This window comes from Streptomyces sp. NPDC023723 (assembly GCF_040639815.1).
Lineage (GTDB): Bacteria > Actinomycetota > Actinomycetes > Streptomycetales > Streptomycetaceae > Streptomyces.
This window is the reverse complement of sequence record NZ_JBFAAP010000018.1, coordinates 51,236-66,489: the sequence shown is the minus strand read 5'-3', so window position 1 is coordinate 66,489 and position 15,254 is coordinate 51,236. Positions and strand designations below refer to the sequence as shown.

13 protein-coding genes are annotated in these 15,254 nt (G+C 74.1%); 3 read left to right on the top strand and 10 right to left on the bottom strand.

Features of this window, described 5'->3' with window-relative positions; translation table 11 throughout:
* The first annotated feature begins 183 nt into the window (after positions 1-183).
* Entirely contained in the window at positions 184-1,641 is a 1,458-nt protein-coding gene (locus AB0G32_RS20415) for a serine/threonine-protein kinase (protein ID WP_361164769.1), read from the top strand.
* Here the strand turns inward: AB0G32_RS20415 and AB0G32_RS20410 are convergent.
* From AB0G32_RS20410 to AB0G32_RS20370, 9 genes are all read right to left on the bottom strand, one after another.
* Positions 1,638-2,450, bottom strand: a complete 813-nt coding sequence (locus AB0G32_RS20410) for an RNA methyltransferase (RefSeq protein WP_361164766.1) — start codon at positions 2,448-2,450, stop codon at positions 1,638-1,640. The genes AB0G32_RS20415 and AB0G32_RS20410 overlap by 4 nt on opposite strands.
* Before the next feature lies 1 nt (position 2,451).
* On the bottom strand, positions 2,452-3,684 hold the full coding sequence (gene cobA / locus AB0G32_RS20405; RefSeq protein ID WP_361164763.1) for a uroporphyrinogen-III C-methyltransferase: 1,233 nt from the start codon (positions 3,682-3,684) through the stop codon (positions 2,452-2,454).
* Positions 3,685-3,877: 193 nt separating this feature from the next.
* Complete coding sequence (gene cobT / locus AB0G32_RS20400; RefSeq protein ID WP_361164760.1) at positions 3,878-7,690, bottom strand: nicotinate-nucleotide--dimethylbenzimidazole phosphoribosyltransferase; 3,813 nt, start codon at positions 7,688-7,690, stop codon at positions 3,878-3,880.
* A gap of 345 nt (positions 7,691-8,035) precedes the next feature.
* The gene (cbiE, locus tag AB0G32_RS20395) at positions 8,036-9,259 is read right to left on the bottom strand and encodes a precorrin-6y C5,15-methyltransferase (decarboxylating) subunit CbiE (protein ID WP_361164757.1); all 1,224 of its coding nucleotides are present in this window, start codon (positions 9,257-9,259) and stop codon (positions 8,036-8,038) included.
* Between the two features lie 86 nt (positions 9,260-9,345).
* On the bottom strand, positions 9,346-9,987 hold the full coding sequence (locus AB0G32_RS20390) for a GNAT family N-acetyltransferase (protein ID WP_361164754.1): 642 nt from the start codon (positions 9,985-9,987) through the stop codon (positions 9,346-9,348).
* A gap of 150 nt (positions 9,988-10,137) precedes the next feature.
* Positions 10,138-10,965 carry a MetQ/NlpA family ABC transporter substrate-binding protein gene (locus AB0G32_RS20385; protein ID WP_361164751.1) on the bottom strand — a complete coding sequence of 276 codons (828 nt, stop codon included), beginning with the start codon at positions 10,963-10,965 and terminating at the stop codon, positions 10,138-10,140.
* A 77-nt stretch (positions 10,966-11,042) separates the two neighbouring features.
* Positions 11,043-11,780: a methionine ABC transporter permease gene (locus AB0G32_RS20380; RefSeq protein ID WP_361164748.1), complete on the bottom strand. Its 738-nt coding sequence runs from the start codon at positions 11,778-11,780 to the stop codon at positions 11,043-11,045.
* Positions 11,777-12,808 carry an ATP-binding cassette domain-containing protein gene (locus AB0G32_RS20375; RefSeq protein ID WP_361164745.1) on the bottom strand — a complete coding sequence of 344 codons (1,032 nt, stop codon included), beginning with the start codon at positions 12,806-12,808 and terminating at the stop codon, positions 11,777-11,779. Before AB0G32_RS20375 ends, AB0G32_RS20380 begins: the two co-directional genes overlap by 4 nt.
* A 385-nt stretch (positions 12,809-13,193) precedes the next feature.
* Entirely contained in the window at positions 13,194-13,844 is a 651-nt protein-coding gene (locus AB0G32_RS20370; protein WP_361164742.1) for an HAD family hydrolase, read from the bottom strand.
* 70 nt (positions 13,845-13,914) lie between these two features.
* Between AB0G32_RS20370 and AB0G32_RS20365 the strand changes: the two genes are divergently transcribed.
* Both AB0G32_RS20365 and AB0G32_RS20360 read left to right on the top strand, forming a co-directional pair.
* A complete protein-coding gene (locus AB0G32_RS20365; protein ID WP_361164739.1) occupies positions 13,915-14,274 on the top strand; it encodes a hypothetical protein in 360 nt (119 codons plus the stop codon).
* Between the two features lies 1 nt (position 14,275).
* On the top strand, positions 14,276-14,692 hold the full coding sequence (locus tag AB0G32_RS20360) for a hypothetical protein (protein ID WP_361164736.1): 417 nt from the start codon (positions 14,276-14,278) through the stop codon (positions 14,690-14,692).
* Positions 14,693-14,720: 28 nt separating this feature from the next.
* Here the strand turns inward: AB0G32_RS20360 and AB0G32_RS20355 are convergent, their stop codons facing one another.
* Positions 14,721-15,218: a GNAT family N-acetyltransferase gene (locus tag AB0G32_RS20355; RefSeq protein WP_361164733.1), complete on the bottom strand. Its 498-nt coding sequence runs from the start codon at positions 15,216-15,218 to the stop codon at positions 14,721-14,723.
* Positions 15,219-15,254: the final 36 nt, after the last annotated feature.

Genomic DNA, 15,254 nt, shown 5'->3' with positions numbered 1-15,254 from the left:
TTCCCCTGCGGTCCGTTGAGACCCCGGCCGACACCGAATGCGGCCGGTTCGCCCCTTTCCTGACCACCCTTCAATTCTCCCACCAGGCACTGACAATCGATCGCCTCGAGAGGGCGCGGCCTCTGCGCGCGGGCGGCCGTGGAAACGTAAGCTGTGGCTCGTCATAGAGACCGGGCAGCGGGGATGAACATGGCGATGATGCGCCTGAGGCGCGAGGACCCGCGCGTTGTCGGCTCGTTCAGGCTGCACAGGCGGCTCGGCGCGGGTGGGATGGGCGTGGTCTACCTGGGCTCCGACAAGAAGGGGCAGCGGGTCGCGCTGAAGGTCATCCGGCCGGACCTGGCGGAGGATCAGGAGTTCCGCTCCCGGTTCGCGCGTGAGGTCTCGGCGGCCCGGCGGATCCGGGGCGGGTGCACCGCGCGGCTGGTCGCCGCCGACCTGGACGCGGACCGGCCGTGGTTCGCCACGCAGTACGTGCCCGGCCCGTCGCTGCACGACAAGGTGGCCGACGAGGGGCCGCTCGGCGCGGCCGACGTCGCCGCGGTGGGGGCCGCGCTCTCCGAAGGGCTGGTCGCCGTGCACGAGGCGGGGGTCGTGCACCGGGATCTGAAGCCCTCCAACATCCTGCTGTCCCCCAAGGGGCCGCGGATCATCGACTTCGGCATCGCCTGGGCGACCGGCGCCTCCACGCTCACGCATGTCGGCACGGCGGTCGGCTCCCCCGGTTTCCTCGCGCCCGAGCAGGTGCGCGGCGCGGCGGTCACCCCGGCCACGGACGTCTTCTCGCTCGGCGCCACCCTCGCCTACGCCTCGATGGGCGACTCGCCCTTCGGACACGGCAGTTCCGAGGTGATGCTGTACCGGGTCGTCCACGAGGAGGCGCAGCTGCACGGGGTGCCGGACGCGCTGGCGCCGCTGGTGCGGGCCTGCCTGGCGAAGGACCCCGAGGAACGGCCCAGCACCCTGCAACTGTCGCTGCGACTCAAGGAGATCGCCGCCCGCGAGGCCCAGGGCCTGGCCGACGTACGGCCGCCCGCGCCCCGTGCGGCGGAGGCGGACCGGCCGACGGGGCAGCTCGCCGACACCTATCCGGAGCGGGAGCGGCGGCGTCCGCCGGGGCCGGGTTCCGCGTCGGCTCCCCGGGGCACCGGCGGTTCCCGGGGCACGGGAGGTGCCCGGGGCGCCGCAGCGGGGCGCGGTGCGACGCCGTCGCGCGGCGGCGGTCCCCGGGACGGCGGCCCGTCCCGTGGGGGCTCTCCCGTACGGGGCGGTACGCCCGTTCCGCGGCCCGGGGGCACCGGGTCGCGGCCGGGTGCGCGGCCCACGCCCGCCTCCCGCAACACCCGGTCCGGCAACGGCCAGGGCAACGGGAGCCGTCCCGGGCCGCGCAGCGGGGCCGGCCGGCCCGGACCGCGCACCACGGGAACCGGACGGCGGCCCGCCAATCCCCGGCTGCTGCGCCAGCGGCTGTTCGTGTTCGTCGTCGTGACGCTGCTGGTGGCGCTGGGCATCGCCGCGGCGCAGGGCTGCCAGGGGCCGTCGCGCGGGCTCGGCGGCGACGACAGCGGGGCCGTACGGGCGCAGCAGGCGCAGACGCAGCCCCAGACGCAGACGCAGACGCAGACGGACGTAGCAGACTAGGCCGGGCGCGGTCTGGTGGCGTAGAAGGCCACTGCCGAGGCGGCCGCCACGTTGAGGGAGTCGACGCCGGCGTCCATCGGGATGCGGACGTGTTCGTCGGCGGCGGCCAGCGCGCCGGGGGTGAGGCCGTCGCCCTCGGTGCCGAAGAGCAGGGCGAGCCGGTCGTGGTCCTTGGCGGCGAGTTCGTCCAGGGTGATGGCGCGCTCGCTCAGGCAGAGCGCGGCGACCGTGAAGCCCGCCGAGCGCAGGGTGCCGAGGTCGTGCGGCCAGGATTCCAGCCGGGTCCACGGGACCTGGAAGACGTTGCCCATCGAGACCTTGACGGACCTGCGGTAGAGCGGGTCGGCGCAGCGCGGGGTGAGCAGGACCGCGTCGACGCCGAGGGCCGCGGCGTTGCGGAAGGCGGCCCCGACGTTGGCGTGGTCGACGATGTCCTCGAAGACGGCGACCCGGCGGGCGCCGGCCAGCAGGTCGGCCGGCGGCGGCATGGGCCTGCGGTGCATCGAGGCGAGGGCGCCGCGGTGCACGTGGTAGCCGGTGACCTGCTCGGCGACGGCCGGGGAGACCACGTAGACCGGGGCGGTGGCAGCCTCGATGACGTCGCGCATGACGTCGGCCCACTTCTGTGACAGCAGCATGGAGCGCATCGCGTAGCCCGCCTCCCCGGCCCGCCGGATGACCTTCTCGCCCTCGGCGATGAACAGGCCCTCGGCGGGTTCGCGGCGGCGGCGCAGGGCGACGTCGGTCAGGTCGGTGTAGTCGTGCAGGCGGGGGTCGTCGGGGTCGGTGACAGGAACGGCTTCGGCCACGTCACGCCCTCTCGTGCGGGCCGACGCCGACGACCGGGCCGATGACGATGACCGCGGGCGGCCGGACCTCGCGGGCGACGACCGTCTCAGCCACGGTGGCCAGGGTGGCGTCGACGCGGCGCTGCGCGGCGGTGGTGCCCTCCTGGACCAGGGCGAGGGGGGTGTCGGGGGACTTGCCGTGCGCGACGAGGGTCTCGGCGATCTTCCCGATCTTGTCGACGCCCATCAGGACGACGAGGGTGCCGGTGAGCTTGGCCAGGGACGGCCAGTCGACCAGCGAGCGCTCGTCGTCGGGGGCGACGTGCCCGCTGACCACCGTGAACTCGTGGGCGACGCCGCGGTGGGTGACCGGGATGCCCGCCGCGCCCGGCACCGAGATGGAGCTGGAGATGCCGGGCACGACCGTGCAGCTGATGCCCGCCTCGGCCAGGGCCTGGGCCTCCTCCATGCCCCGCCCGAAGACGAACGGGTCGCCGCCCTTGAGCCGGACCACGGCCTTGCCCTGCTTGGCGTGCTCGATCAGCGCGTTGTTGATGGCCTCCTGGGCCATGAACCGGCCGTACGGGATCTTCGCCGCGTCGATCACCTCGACGTGCGGCGGCAGTTCGGCGAGCAGGTCGCGGGGGCCGAGGCGGTCGGCGATGACGACATCGGCCTCGGCGAGCAGCCGGCGGCCGCGCACGGTGATCAGGTCGGGGTCGCCGGGGCCGCCGCCGACCAGGGCGACGCCCGGGGTGCGGGCGCGGTGGTGCGGGGCGACCAGGGTGCCGTCGCGCAGGCCCTCGACCACCGCGTCGCGGATCGCGGCGGTGCGGCGGGGGTCGCGGCCCCGGGCGTCGGTGGTGAGCACGGCCACCGTCACTCCCTCGCTGGTTCCGGTGGCCGGGGTCCAGGCGGTGGCCTGGTCGGCGTCGTCGGAGCGCACGCACCACACGCGGTGCCGGTCGGCCTCGGCGGAGGCGGCGGCGTTGGCGGCCGGGTCGCTGGTGGCGATCAGGGCGTACCAGGCGTCGGCGAGGTCGCCGTCGGCGTACAGGCGCCGGGTCCAGCTGATCTCGCCGGTGTCCGCCATCGCCTCGACCGAGGGGGTGGCCTCCGGGGAGACCAGGAGGACGTCCGCGCCCGCCGCGACGAGGGCCGGCAGGCGGCGCTGGGCGACCTGACCGCCGCCGAGGACGACCACGCGGCGGCCGGTCAGTCGGAGGCCTACGGGGTAGGCGGGGTGTTCGGCCATGAGGGTGCGGCTCCTCGTGCTGGCGGGGTGCGGTGGGGCGCGCTGCGGCTCTGGAGCTGCCCTGACATGCGGGTACGTGCGTACGAAGACACACGGGATACGTGCGTACAAGGACACACGGGATACGTGCGGATTTTACGCAGTCGGCCCGGGCGGCGGCGAGTGATCGCCGCCACCCCGGCCGGATGCGGGGCTACTTCTCGGTGACGCCCGCCGAGTCGAAGGTGGCCACCTCGTGCATCGCCCGGGCGGTGCTCTGCACCATCGGCAGGGCGAGCAGCGCGCCGGTGCCCTCGCCGAGCCGCAGGTCGAGGTCGACCAGCGGACGCAGGCCCAGCTTGTTGAGGGCGGCGACATGGCCGGGCTCGGCGCTGCGGTGACCGGCGATGCAGGCGGCCAGCACCTCGGGCGCGATGGCGCGGGCGACCAGGGCCGCGGCGCCGGCGCTGACGCCGTCCAGGATGACCGGCGTACGCAGTGAGGCGCCGCCGAGCAGCAGGCCGACCATGGCGGCGTGCTCCAGGCCGCCGACCGCGGCGAGCACGCCGATCGGGTCGGCCGGGTCGGGCTGGTGCACCTCGATGGCGCGGCGCACCACCTCGGTCTTGCGGGCGAGGGTCTCGTCGTTGATGCCGGTGCCGCGGCCGGTGACCTCGGCCGGGTCGGCGCCGGTGAAGACGGAGATCAGCGCGGCGGACGCGGTGGTGTTGGCGATGCCCATCTCGCCGGTGAGCAGCGCCTTGTTGCCCGCCGCCACCAGGTCGCGGGCGGTCTCGATGCCGACCTCGATGGCCTGCTTGGCCTCCTCGCGGGTCATCGCGGGCCCGGCCGTCATGTCCGAGGTGCCCGCGCGGACCTTGCGGGGCAGCAGGCCGGGGGTGGCGGGCAGGTCGGCGGCGACCCCGACGTCCACCACGCACACCTCGGCGCCGACCTGGGTGGCGAAGGCGTTGCAGACCGCTCCGCCGCCCAGGAAGTTGGCCACCATCTGGGCGGTGACCTCCTGCGGCCAGTGGGTGACGCCCTGGGCGTGCACCCCGTGGTCGCCGGCGAAGACGGCGACGGCGGCGGGCTCGGGGATCGGCGGCGGGCACTGCCGGGACAGGCCGGACAGCTGGGCCGAGATGATCTCCAGCATGCCGAGCGCGCCGGCCGGCTTGGTCATCCGCTTCTGCCGCTCCCACGCCTCGCCGAGCGCCTTGGCGTCCAGTGGGCGGATCTGCGCGACGGTCTCGGCGAGCAGGTCGTGCGGCTCCTCGCCGGGCAGGGCCCGGCGGCCGTACGTCTCCTCGTGCACCACCCAGGACAGCGGGCGGCGCTTGGACCAGCCGGCCTGCATCAGCTCGGGCTCGTCCGGGAACTCGTCGACGTAGCCGACGCACAGGTAGGCGACGACGTCGAGGTGCTCGGGCAGGCCGAGGGCGCGGACCATCTCGCGCTCGTCGAAGAAGCTGACCCAGCCGACGCCGAGGCCCTCGGCGCGGGCGGCGAGCCAGAAGTTCTCCACCGCGAGCGCGGAGGAGTACGGCGCCATCTGCGGCTGGGTGTGCCGGCCGAGGGTGTGCCGGCCGCCGCGCGTGGAGTCGGCGGTGACGACGATGTTGACCGGGGTGTCGAGGATGGCCTCGATCTTCAGTTCCTTGAACTGCTTCGCCCGGCCCTTGGGCAGCGACTTGGCGTACGCCTCGCGCTGCCGCATCGCCAGTTCGTGCATCGCGCGCCGGGTCTCGGCGGAGCGGATGACGACGAAGTCCCAGGGCTGCGAGTGGCCGACGGACGGGGCGGTGTGGGCCGCCTCCAGGACGCGGAGCAGCACCTCGTGCGGGATGGGGTCGCCGCGGAAGCCGTTGCGGATGTCCCGGCGTTCGCGCATGACCTTCAGTACGGCCGCGCGCTCCGCGTCGTCGTAGCCGGGGGCGGCCGGGCCGGTGGACCTGCTCGCGGCTTCCTGGTCCTCCTGCTCGGCGGCCCGGGTGTCCAGGTCGTCCGCGTGCTGGACGTCGCCCTCGCGGGGGGCGGGGCCGACCGGCGCCGGCGCCGTTTCGGTGCCGGCCTCGGGTGCGAGTACGGCCGACTGGGGTCCCTGGGCGGGCCCCGGGGCCGGGGCCGCCGGTTCCTGCTCCGGGGCGGACTGCGGGGCGCCCTCCACTGTGTGCTGCTCCTGGACGAACTGGGGGCCCGGGACCGGAGCCGGGGGCTGCGGAGCCTGGGCGGGTGGTACGGGCGGTGCGGACGGTACGGGTTCTGCGACGGGGGCCGGCTGAGCGGCGTGCGGGTGCTGCGGGTCCGGGGTGGTCTCCGGGTGCGGCGGGGCGCCGTCGGGGACGGGCTGCTCCGGGGCGGCGAACCCCTCCGGGGCGGCCGGGGCTGGTTCCTCCGGTTCCGCCGGGACGGCCGAGGCGGATTCCTCGGGCCCGGCCGAGACCGGCGCGGTCTCGTCGGGGGCGGCGGGCGGCGGGGTGGCCGCGTCCACCGGCGGCTGCTCCGGGGAGGGCCGCGGCGGCTGTACGGGTTCCTGCTGAGCGGCTTCGACCGGCGCGTCCGGGGGGAGGGGGGCGGCGGGGGCCGGCTGCTCCGGTGCGGGGTCGCCGGGTTCTCCGGTCGCCTCCGGGGTGCCGGGGGCGGCGGCGAGCGGCGCTTCGGGGCTCGGTGCGGGTACGTCGTTCCCGGGAGCCGGCCCGACCTGGGCCGGGGCCTGGGGAGCGGCGGGGTCCGGCAGCGCGGTGGGGGTGGGAACGGGGGCGGGCACCGCTTCGGCGGCGGGTACCGCTTCGGGCTCGGGTGCGGGGACGGCTCCAGCGGTGTGGGGCGCCTCGGCGTCCGGCTCGGGGGCGGAAACCGCTGCCGGCTCGGGGGGAGTTACGGGCTCGGGGGCGGCTGCGGGTTCCGGGGCAGTTGCGGGTTCCGGGGCAGCTACGGCGACGGGGGCGGGGGGTGTCTCGGGGCCGGGCTCCGGGACGGGTACCACCTCGGGCTCGGGGGCCGCGCCGGAAGGCTCGTTGTCCTGGGGGCCGATCGCCTCGGGCGCGTCCGGCGTCCGGGCCTCCTCGGCCACCGGCGCCTCGGCGATCTCCGGTGCCCACGCCTCAGCGGGACCGGGCGCGTCGAAGCCCTGGCCGCCAACGGGACCGGGCATGCCGAGGCCCTCGCCCGCCACGGGACCGGGCACCTCGGCGGACACCTGATCCGCCACGGGACCGGACACGTCGAGCCCCTCGCCCGCCGCCGAAGCAGAGACGACGGGGTCCTCGCCCGCCACCGAACCGGGCACGTCGGCGGACACCTGATCCGCCACGGGACCGGGTACCTCAGTCACCTGCTCCGGCGCCGCACCGGCCGCCTCCGACACCACGGGCTCCATGGGCGCCACGGGCTCCATGGGCTCCATGGGCTCCATGGGCTCCACGAGTGGCGCGGGCTCCACCGGCTCCTGGTCGACGCCCGCCACCCGCTCCACGACCGCCTGGGCCACGCCCGCCGCCGGGACAACCGTTTCCGCGGTCCCCGCCCCGGAGTCCGCCTGCGGCTCGGGCGTGGCCGCCGGGCCCCAGGGGGTCGCCGGCTGCGGGGGGTCGAGGTGCTCGGGGCCGGTGGCCGGCGGGCCGGCGGGTCTGTTCGGCGTGGCGGCCGGGCCGCGGTCGGCGAGGGTGCGGACCGGGCTCGCCGAGGCGTCGGGGATCGGCGGGCCGAGGTGCAGGGGGCGGCGCGGGGCGACCGGGGCCGGGCCCGGCGTACGGACCGCGCCGAGGTCGAACGAACCGCTGTCCCGGCCGGACGTCTCGTGCGCCTCCGGCTCGTGGACGGCCTCGACGACGGGCTCCGGAGCGGGCGGCGCGACCTCGTTGCCCCAGGCGCTCTGGGCGCCGGGCAGCAGCAACAGGTCCTCGTCCTCGGCGGTGGTCTCGGAGAGGTAGGTGTACGCACCCGGCGCGGCAACGCCCGGCTGCTCCACCATGCCTGCGTTCTCCGGCAGCCCCTCGCCCGGGATCTGGCCGGTGTCGGTCATGCGTACCCCTCGCCCATCGGTTAGTGCTCCTACGACCAGCTCACCCGGAACGGCGCACCGACCGCTCCCCAGTGAAGAACGAGCGTGCGTGCCCAGCGGCACGAACGACCCGCCGGAAAAGGCGACAAAGCCATTGAGTGGCATTCTCGCGGCCGTTCGCCCGTCACGACAGCTTGATTCACGACGGGCCGCTGTGGACTGCGCCACGTTGCGCGCCCTCAGGTTTCGCCGTACCACACCCCGCCCAAAACGGTCGGGTTTTCCGGACATTGACCGACGAAGTGCCGGATGCCCGAGAGCGGTACAACGATCGGCCAGCCTACCGCGCGCGGTACGACAACCGGATCACGGGGCGCGGTCCTCCCGCTCCGGCAGCACGCCGCTGAGCAGGAACGCGACGCTCCGCTCGGTCTCCGTCCAGGCGCGGGTGTCCAGTCCGACGGACTGGAGCAGGGCGCACTCGACGCGGAAGCCGTGCTCGGTGAGCTGCCGGCCGACGAGTTCGGCCTCGTCGCGGGTGGCGGCGTGGGCGACGACGCGCTGCGGGCGGCGGTCGGCGACCGCGGAGACCACGGCCGCTCCCCCGCCGCCGACCCGGACGACGTCCGGTTCCGGCAGGTCCTCCAGGACGTGCGGGGCGGTGCCGTGCAGGATCTGGAGCTGGACGCCGAAGCGGCGGGCGGTGGCGTCGGTGCGGGCGCAGGCGGCCGGGTCCCGGTCGACGGCGATGACGGCGGCGCCGCCGCGGGCCGCGTCGGTGGCGAAGGCGCCGCCGCCGCAGCCGATGTCCCACACCAGGTCGCCGGTCCGGGGGCCGAGCCGGGCCAGCTGGGCGGCCCGGAGCAGGTCGGTCTCGCCCTCGCCGAGTCCGCCGCCGTACGCCTCGGCGGGCAGCGCCCAGCCGCGCGGTCCGGTGGCCGGGTCGCGGCCGGCGATCCAGCCCGCGCCGTCCGCCGCGGCGGCGACCGAACCGCCGGCGACGATGACGAGGTTGGGGTCCCGCCAGGTGTGGTCGGCGGCCTTGTCGGAGGTGACGACGGTGACCCGTTCCCGGGTGGTGCCGAGTTCCTCGCAGATGACGAAGGTGCGGTGCACGCCCTCCAGGAGCAGGCCGAGTTCGGCGGGACCGGCGCCCGGCGAGGTCAGGACGGCGACCTTGGTGTGGGCCCGGCAGACGTTCACCGCGCGGCGCAGGGTGCGCGGGTGGGCGACGACCACCTGGGCGTCGTCCCAGGGCATCCCGGCCCGGGCGAAGGCGGCGGCGACGGCGGAGACCGCGGGGACCACCTCGACCTCCAGGCCGAACTCGGGGTCGCGCAGGGTGCGTACGACGCCGAAGAAGCCCGGGTCGCCGTCGGCGAGCACGACCGCGGTGCCGCGGTGGGCGGCGATGCGGCGGGCGGCGAGGGCGACGCTGCCGAGGCGGACGCGCTCGGCGGCGGGGGGTACTTCGGGCAGCGCCAGATGGTGTCCGGCACCGGCCACCAGGGTGGCGGCGCCGAGCGCGGAGCGGGCCGCGGCGGTCAGCGGCGAGCCGTCCCAGCCGATCACCGTGACGCGGTCGGCCATCGTCGTCAGTCTCCAGGGTTTTTCGCAGGTCGTCGGGGATGCGGCCAACGAGGGGCCGCAGTGAGCGTACCCGGCGGCGGAGCGGGTCAGCTCCAGTCGGTGAAGGCGGTGAAGCCGCCGGTGTCGGCGAGGTGCTCGGCCGCGCCCTCGATGTCCTCGGGCAGCAGGCTCCACACGATGAAGTCGGTGCGCACGTCGGTCCAGGTGCCGTCCTCGGACCGGACGTGGGCTATGCAGGCGTTGCGCAGCACGCCCTCGCTGATGCAGCCGATCTTCTGGGCGACCTGCTGGGAGGCGGTGTTGTCGGCGGCGGTGCGCAGCTCGATGCGTTCGAACTTCTGGTCACCGAACAGCCACTGGGCGGTGGCCAGCGCGGCCTCGGAGGCGTAGCCCTCGCCGCGCGCCCAGGGGGCGACGATGTAGGACAGCTCGGTGGCGCGCACGTGCCAGTTGGTGCTGGCCAGCCGGACGGTGCCGACCAGGCGCTGGGTGAGGAACTCGGTGACGGCGAGGTCGAGGCCGCGGCCGGCCGCGCGGCGGGCGGCGGCGTCCTCGGTGATCCAGGTGCGGGCGGCTTCCTCGGTGAAGGGCTGCGGTACGTCGGTCCAGGCGCCGACCTGCTCGTCGTTCATCATGGCGGCGAGGGCGGGGACGTCGTCCTCGTCCAGGGGACGCAGCACCAACCGCTCCGTGCTGATGGAGATGTTGGGGAAGGTGCTGCTCGTCATGCGCCGCTCCGTAACCTTCGAACCGTCGAAACCGTCGGGCCTCACGCTCGGGCCTCACTGAACTGCCCAGCATGCAGCATGGGGCCCGGCAACCGCACCACGGGGTCGGCTCCGGGCCGGAGCCGGCCCCCGGGCGGGTTCAGGACGGGTTCAGAACGACGGGATGACGGACCCGGAGTAGTTGTCCTCGATGAACTTCCTGACCTCGTCGGAGGTGAGGAGCTTGGCGAGCTTCTTGACCCGCGGGTCGTCCTCGTTGCCCTCCTTGACCACCAGGAGGTTGACGTTGGGGTTGTTCTCGGCGGACTCCAGGACCAGGGCGTCCTTGGACGGCTTGAGGTCGGCCTCGAGCGCGTAGTTGCCGTTGATGACAGCGGCGTCCACGTCGTTCAGGGAGCGCGGGGTCTGGGCCGCCTCCAGCTCCTTGAACTTGAGGTTCTTGGGGTTCTTGGTGATGTCGGCGGTGGTGGCGGAGGTGCCGGCGCCGTCCTTCAGGGTGAGCAGTCCGTTGTCGGCCAGCAGCTGGAGGGCGCGGGCCTCGGTGACGGTGTCGTTGGGGACGGCGATGGTGGCGCCGTTCTTGAGGTCGCTCGCCTTGTCGGCCTTGTTGGAGTACAGGCCGAGCGGCTCCAGGTGGACGGAGGCGACGGACTTCAGGTGGGTGCCGTTCTTCTTGTTGAAGTCCTCCAGGTACGGCTCGGTCTGGAAGTAGTTGGCGCCCACCGAGCCGTCCTCCGTCGCCGTGTTCGGCGTGACGTAGTCGGTGAACTCCTTGACCTCCAGGTCGAGGCCGGCCTTCTTCGCCAGGTTGTCCTTGACGTAGTTCAGGATCTCGGCGTGCGGGACCGGCGTCGCGGCGACGACCAGCGGGCCGGAGGTGTCCGAGGCGGAGTCGTTGTCCGAGCCGCAGGCGCTGAGCCCGAGGGTGAGGGCTCCGGCGGCGAGGACGGCGGTGGTGATCTTTGCGGTGTTACGCACGAAAAGTGCCTTTCCTTCAGGGTGCAGCGGTCCCGGGTAAGGGACGTTCGGGGGGCGGGCGCCTTGGTCGGGCCCGGTCAGACGACCTTGCTGATGTCGGCGGCGGCGGGCTCCTTGGCCTTCAGCAGCCTCAGCTTCGGGCCGGGTCCGGAGCGGCCGCCGCGCCGGTGCAGGGCGCGGGCGGCCCCGTCGCCGGCGAACTGGATGACGGAGATGGCGACGGCGAGCACCGCCACGGTGATCCACATCAGGCCGGTCTCGAAGCGCTGGTAGCCGTAGCGGACCGCGAGGTCGCCGAGGCCGCCGCCGCCGACCGTGCCGGCCATCGCGGAGTAACCGATCAGAGCGATGACCGTGGTCGTGGTGGAGGCGATCAGGGAGGGCAGCGCCTCGGGGACCAGCACCTTGCGGACGATGGTCCACGTGCTGCCGCCCATCGCCTGCACGGCCTCGACCAGTCCGCCGTCGACCTCGCGCACGGCCGTCTCGACCAGCCGCGCGAAGAACGGGATGCCGCCGATGGCCAGCGGCACGATCGCGGCGGTGGAGCCGATGGTGGTCCCGGTGACCCAGCGGGTGAAGCTCATCAGGGCGACCATCAGGATGATGAACGGCATCGAGCGGGCGATGTTCACGATCTGCCCGAGGACCTTGTTCACCGGGGTGTTCTGGAGCAGGCCGCCGCGGTCGGTGAGGACCAGCAGGACGCCGATGGGCAGGCCGGCCACGACCGCGATCAGGGTCGACCAGCCGACCATGATCAGTGTCTCCTGACCGGCCTGCGCCAGCAGGGGCTGCATCTCGGACCAGGTCATCGCGCACCTTCCTGGACCAGCTCGGCGCCGTCCACCACGTCGATCTGGAGGCCCTGCTCGCGCAGGAAGCCGACCGGCACCACGTTGTCCTCGTAGCGGCCGGGCAGTTCGATGCGCATCCGGCCGACCTGGCGGCCGCCGACGGTGTCGATGGCCGCGCCCAGGATCGATATGTCGATGTTGTAGGTGCGGGAGAGCTGGGAGATGACCGGCTGGGTGGCGGCCGCGCCGTGGAAGGTGACGTCGACGACGGTGCGGTCCTCGGCGGTGCGGGTGCCGCTCACCGGGAAGAGCGCGGCGGCCAGCTCGGAGCCGGGGGTGGCGAGCAGGTCGCTCACCGTGCCGGACTCGACGATCCGGCCGGCCTCCATCAGGGCGGCCGAGTCGCAGACGCTCTTGACGACGTCCATCTCGTGCGTGATCAGCAGGACGGTCAGGCCGAGCTGCCGGTTGAGGTCGCGCAGCAACTGGAGGATGGACCGGGTGGTCTCCGGGTCGAGGGCGCTGGTGGCCTCGTCGGAGAGCAGCACTTGGGGGTCGCCGGCCAGCGCGCGGGCGATGCCGACGCGCTGCTTCTGGCCGCCGGAGAGCTGGGCGGGGTATGCCTTGGCCTGGTCGGCGAGGCCGACCAGGTCGAGCAGTTCCAGCGCCTTGGCGGAACGTTCCTTCCCCGACTTGCCGAGGATCTCCAGCGGCAGTTCGACGTTGTCCCGCACGGTCCGGGTGGAGAGCAGGTTGAAGTGCTGGAAGACCATGCCGATACGGCTGCGCGCCCGCCGCAGCTCCCGGCTCGCGCGGGGGCCGCGGCCGGCCAGCGCGGTGAGGTCCTGGCCGGCCACGGTGACCGTGCCGGAGGTGGGACGCTCCAGGAGGTTGACGCAGCGGATCAGCGAGGACTTGCCGGCGCCGGACTGGCCGATGACGCCGTAGACCTCGCCTTCGCGGACATGCAGATCGACGCCGTCGAGGGCGGTGACCTCGCGACCGCCTGAGCGGTAGACCTTGGTGAGGCCGGAGGTGGTGATCACGTGGGTTTCCGTCACTGTCGAGTGCGCGGGCGCGGGTGGGCCCGGGCACGGGTGCATGCGGTTCGGGGACGCGGCCGCGGCACGGTGCTCGTGATGGCGGTGGACCGGCGGGAGCCGGGTGCGCGCGGCCGGGGCTCGGCCGCCTGCGGCGGACCGGAGCCGGCTCTCGCTTCGGGGCGCGAGGCTCGGGTGGTGCGGGGGCCCTCTAGCAGGCGCGCATTCGACCCGTACAACGAGCACCGGGCGTCATCGTCGCCTCGGTCGCAGGAATGCGGTCGCTCGTCGTGGTCATGGGATCAGTAAAGCAGATGTATACGTTCGGCCCGGATGCCGCTGTCCGCATAGTGGACAGCGACGGAACGCCGGTGGCCGCGCGGCCCGCGCGTCAGTCCCGTACGGAGATCTCCACTCCCCCGTCGGTGACCAGTACCGACAAGGCCGACAGGTCCTCGACCACCAGGTCGGCGTCGAGTTCGGCGGCCCGGTGGGTTGTGGCCAACGCCACGGTCCGCATGCCTGCCGCGCGGCCGGAGCGGAGTCCGGCCGGGGCGTCCTCGAAGACGACGCAGGCGGCCGGGTCGACGCCGAGGGCGCGGGCGCCGAGCAGGTAGGGCTCGGGGTCGGGCTTGCCGCGGGTGATGTCGTCGGCGGCTATCAGGGTCTTGGGCAGGATGCCGACGGCGGCGAGCCGGGCCTCGGCCAGCCGCCGGGTGGCGGAGGTCACGACGGCCCAGCGGTCGGCCGGGAGCGCGTCGAGGAAGCCGCGGGTGCCGGGCAGCAGGTGCACACCGCCGCCCGGTACGTCCTCGACCTCCAGGTCCTCGATCCGGGCGACGGCCCCGGGGACGACGTCGGCGGGCAGCAGGTCGGCGGCGACCTCGGCGGCGGTGCGGCCGTGCAGCTCGACCTGCCCGAAGCGCTCGGCGGTGATCCCGTACTCGCCGGCCCACCGCGTCCAGCAGCGCCGCACGGACTCCAGGGAGGAGAGCAGGGTTCCGTCGTTGTCGAACAGGAGGGCCTGGGCACGGATCTTCATGCCGTCGACCCTACGGCGCCCGCCGGGGGCGGCGGCATCGGGCCCTTTACCCCGTAATAAGGTCACTGCCATGCTTGACGTCCTGACGCTGGTGACCGGCGTCGCCGCGCTGCTGCTCGCCGCCTGGTGCGGCTGGGCCGCCTACCGTGACCAGCCGACCAAGGACTGGCACTTCATCGGTATGGCCGTGGTGTCGGTGCTGGCGCTGGCGCAGCTGGTGACCGGGATCGTGCAACTGGCCCGGGGCGAGCAGCCGGAGCAGGGCACAGTGATCTTCGTGGCCTATCTGATCGGCGCCTTCGCGTGCGTCCCGGCGGCGGCGTTCATGTCACTGGCCGAGCGGACCCGCTGGGGCTCGGTGACGGTGGCCGCCGGCGGAATCGTCCTGGCCGTCCTTCAGGTGCGGCTCTATGACATCTGGGGAGGCTGAGATGGCGACGGCCGAGGAGAAGCCGGAGCGGACACGGCTGATCGCCGGGCCCGGCATCCTGCTGGTCTGGCTGTACGGCGTGATGGTGGTCGGCGCGGTGTCGCGGTCCGTCTACCAGATCGCCACCGACTTCGACCGGGCGCCGCTGGCGTACACGCTGTCCGCGCTGGCCGGCCTGGTCTACGGCTTCATCACGTACACCCTGGTACGGGGCGGGGAGACGGCTCGCCGGGCGGCGCGGGTCTGCTGCGCGGCGGAGCTGGCGGGGGTGCTGATCGTGGGCACCTGGACGCTGCTGGAGCAGTCCGCGTTCCCGGACTCGACGGTGTGGTCGGACTACGGGATGGGCTACGTCTTCATCCCGGTGCTGCTGCCGCTGTCGGCCCTGTACTGGCTGCGCCGGGCGCGCGCCGCGTGAAGCTCCGCGCGGGCGCCCGGCGCCCGCGTCATGCCGTGGTCGCGTACGCCCCGGCGTGCTTCTCCAGGACGATCATCGGGACGCCGTCCGTGCCCTCGGCGGTGCCGACCGTCTCGTAGCCGACCCGCCGGTACAGCCGCAGGTTGCTCTCGCTGCGGTGGCCGGTGTGCAGGCGGAAGCGGGTGGTGCCGCGCTGTTCGGTGAGGGCCGCCTCGGCCGCCTTCAGCAGCCGGGCGCCGATGCCGTGGCCCTGGAGCCGGGGGTGCACGCAGAGTTTGCCGATGGCGGCGGCGCCGTCGTCGGTCACCCGGCCGCGCACCGAGCCGACCACCTCGTCGCCGAGCCGGGCCACGAAGACGCAGTCCTTGGCGACCTCCTCGCGCACCGAGTCGAGACTCTGGACGAGCGGGTCGATGCGGTAGTTGCCGTACAGCGCCGCCTCGCTCTGGAAGCAGAGGTACTGAAGCCGGAAGATCTGCTCGGCGTCCTGCTCGGACGCCGCCGAGATGGTCACGCTCATGCCCATGTGCGCATGCCTCCCGCTCACCTGATCGCCTGTTGT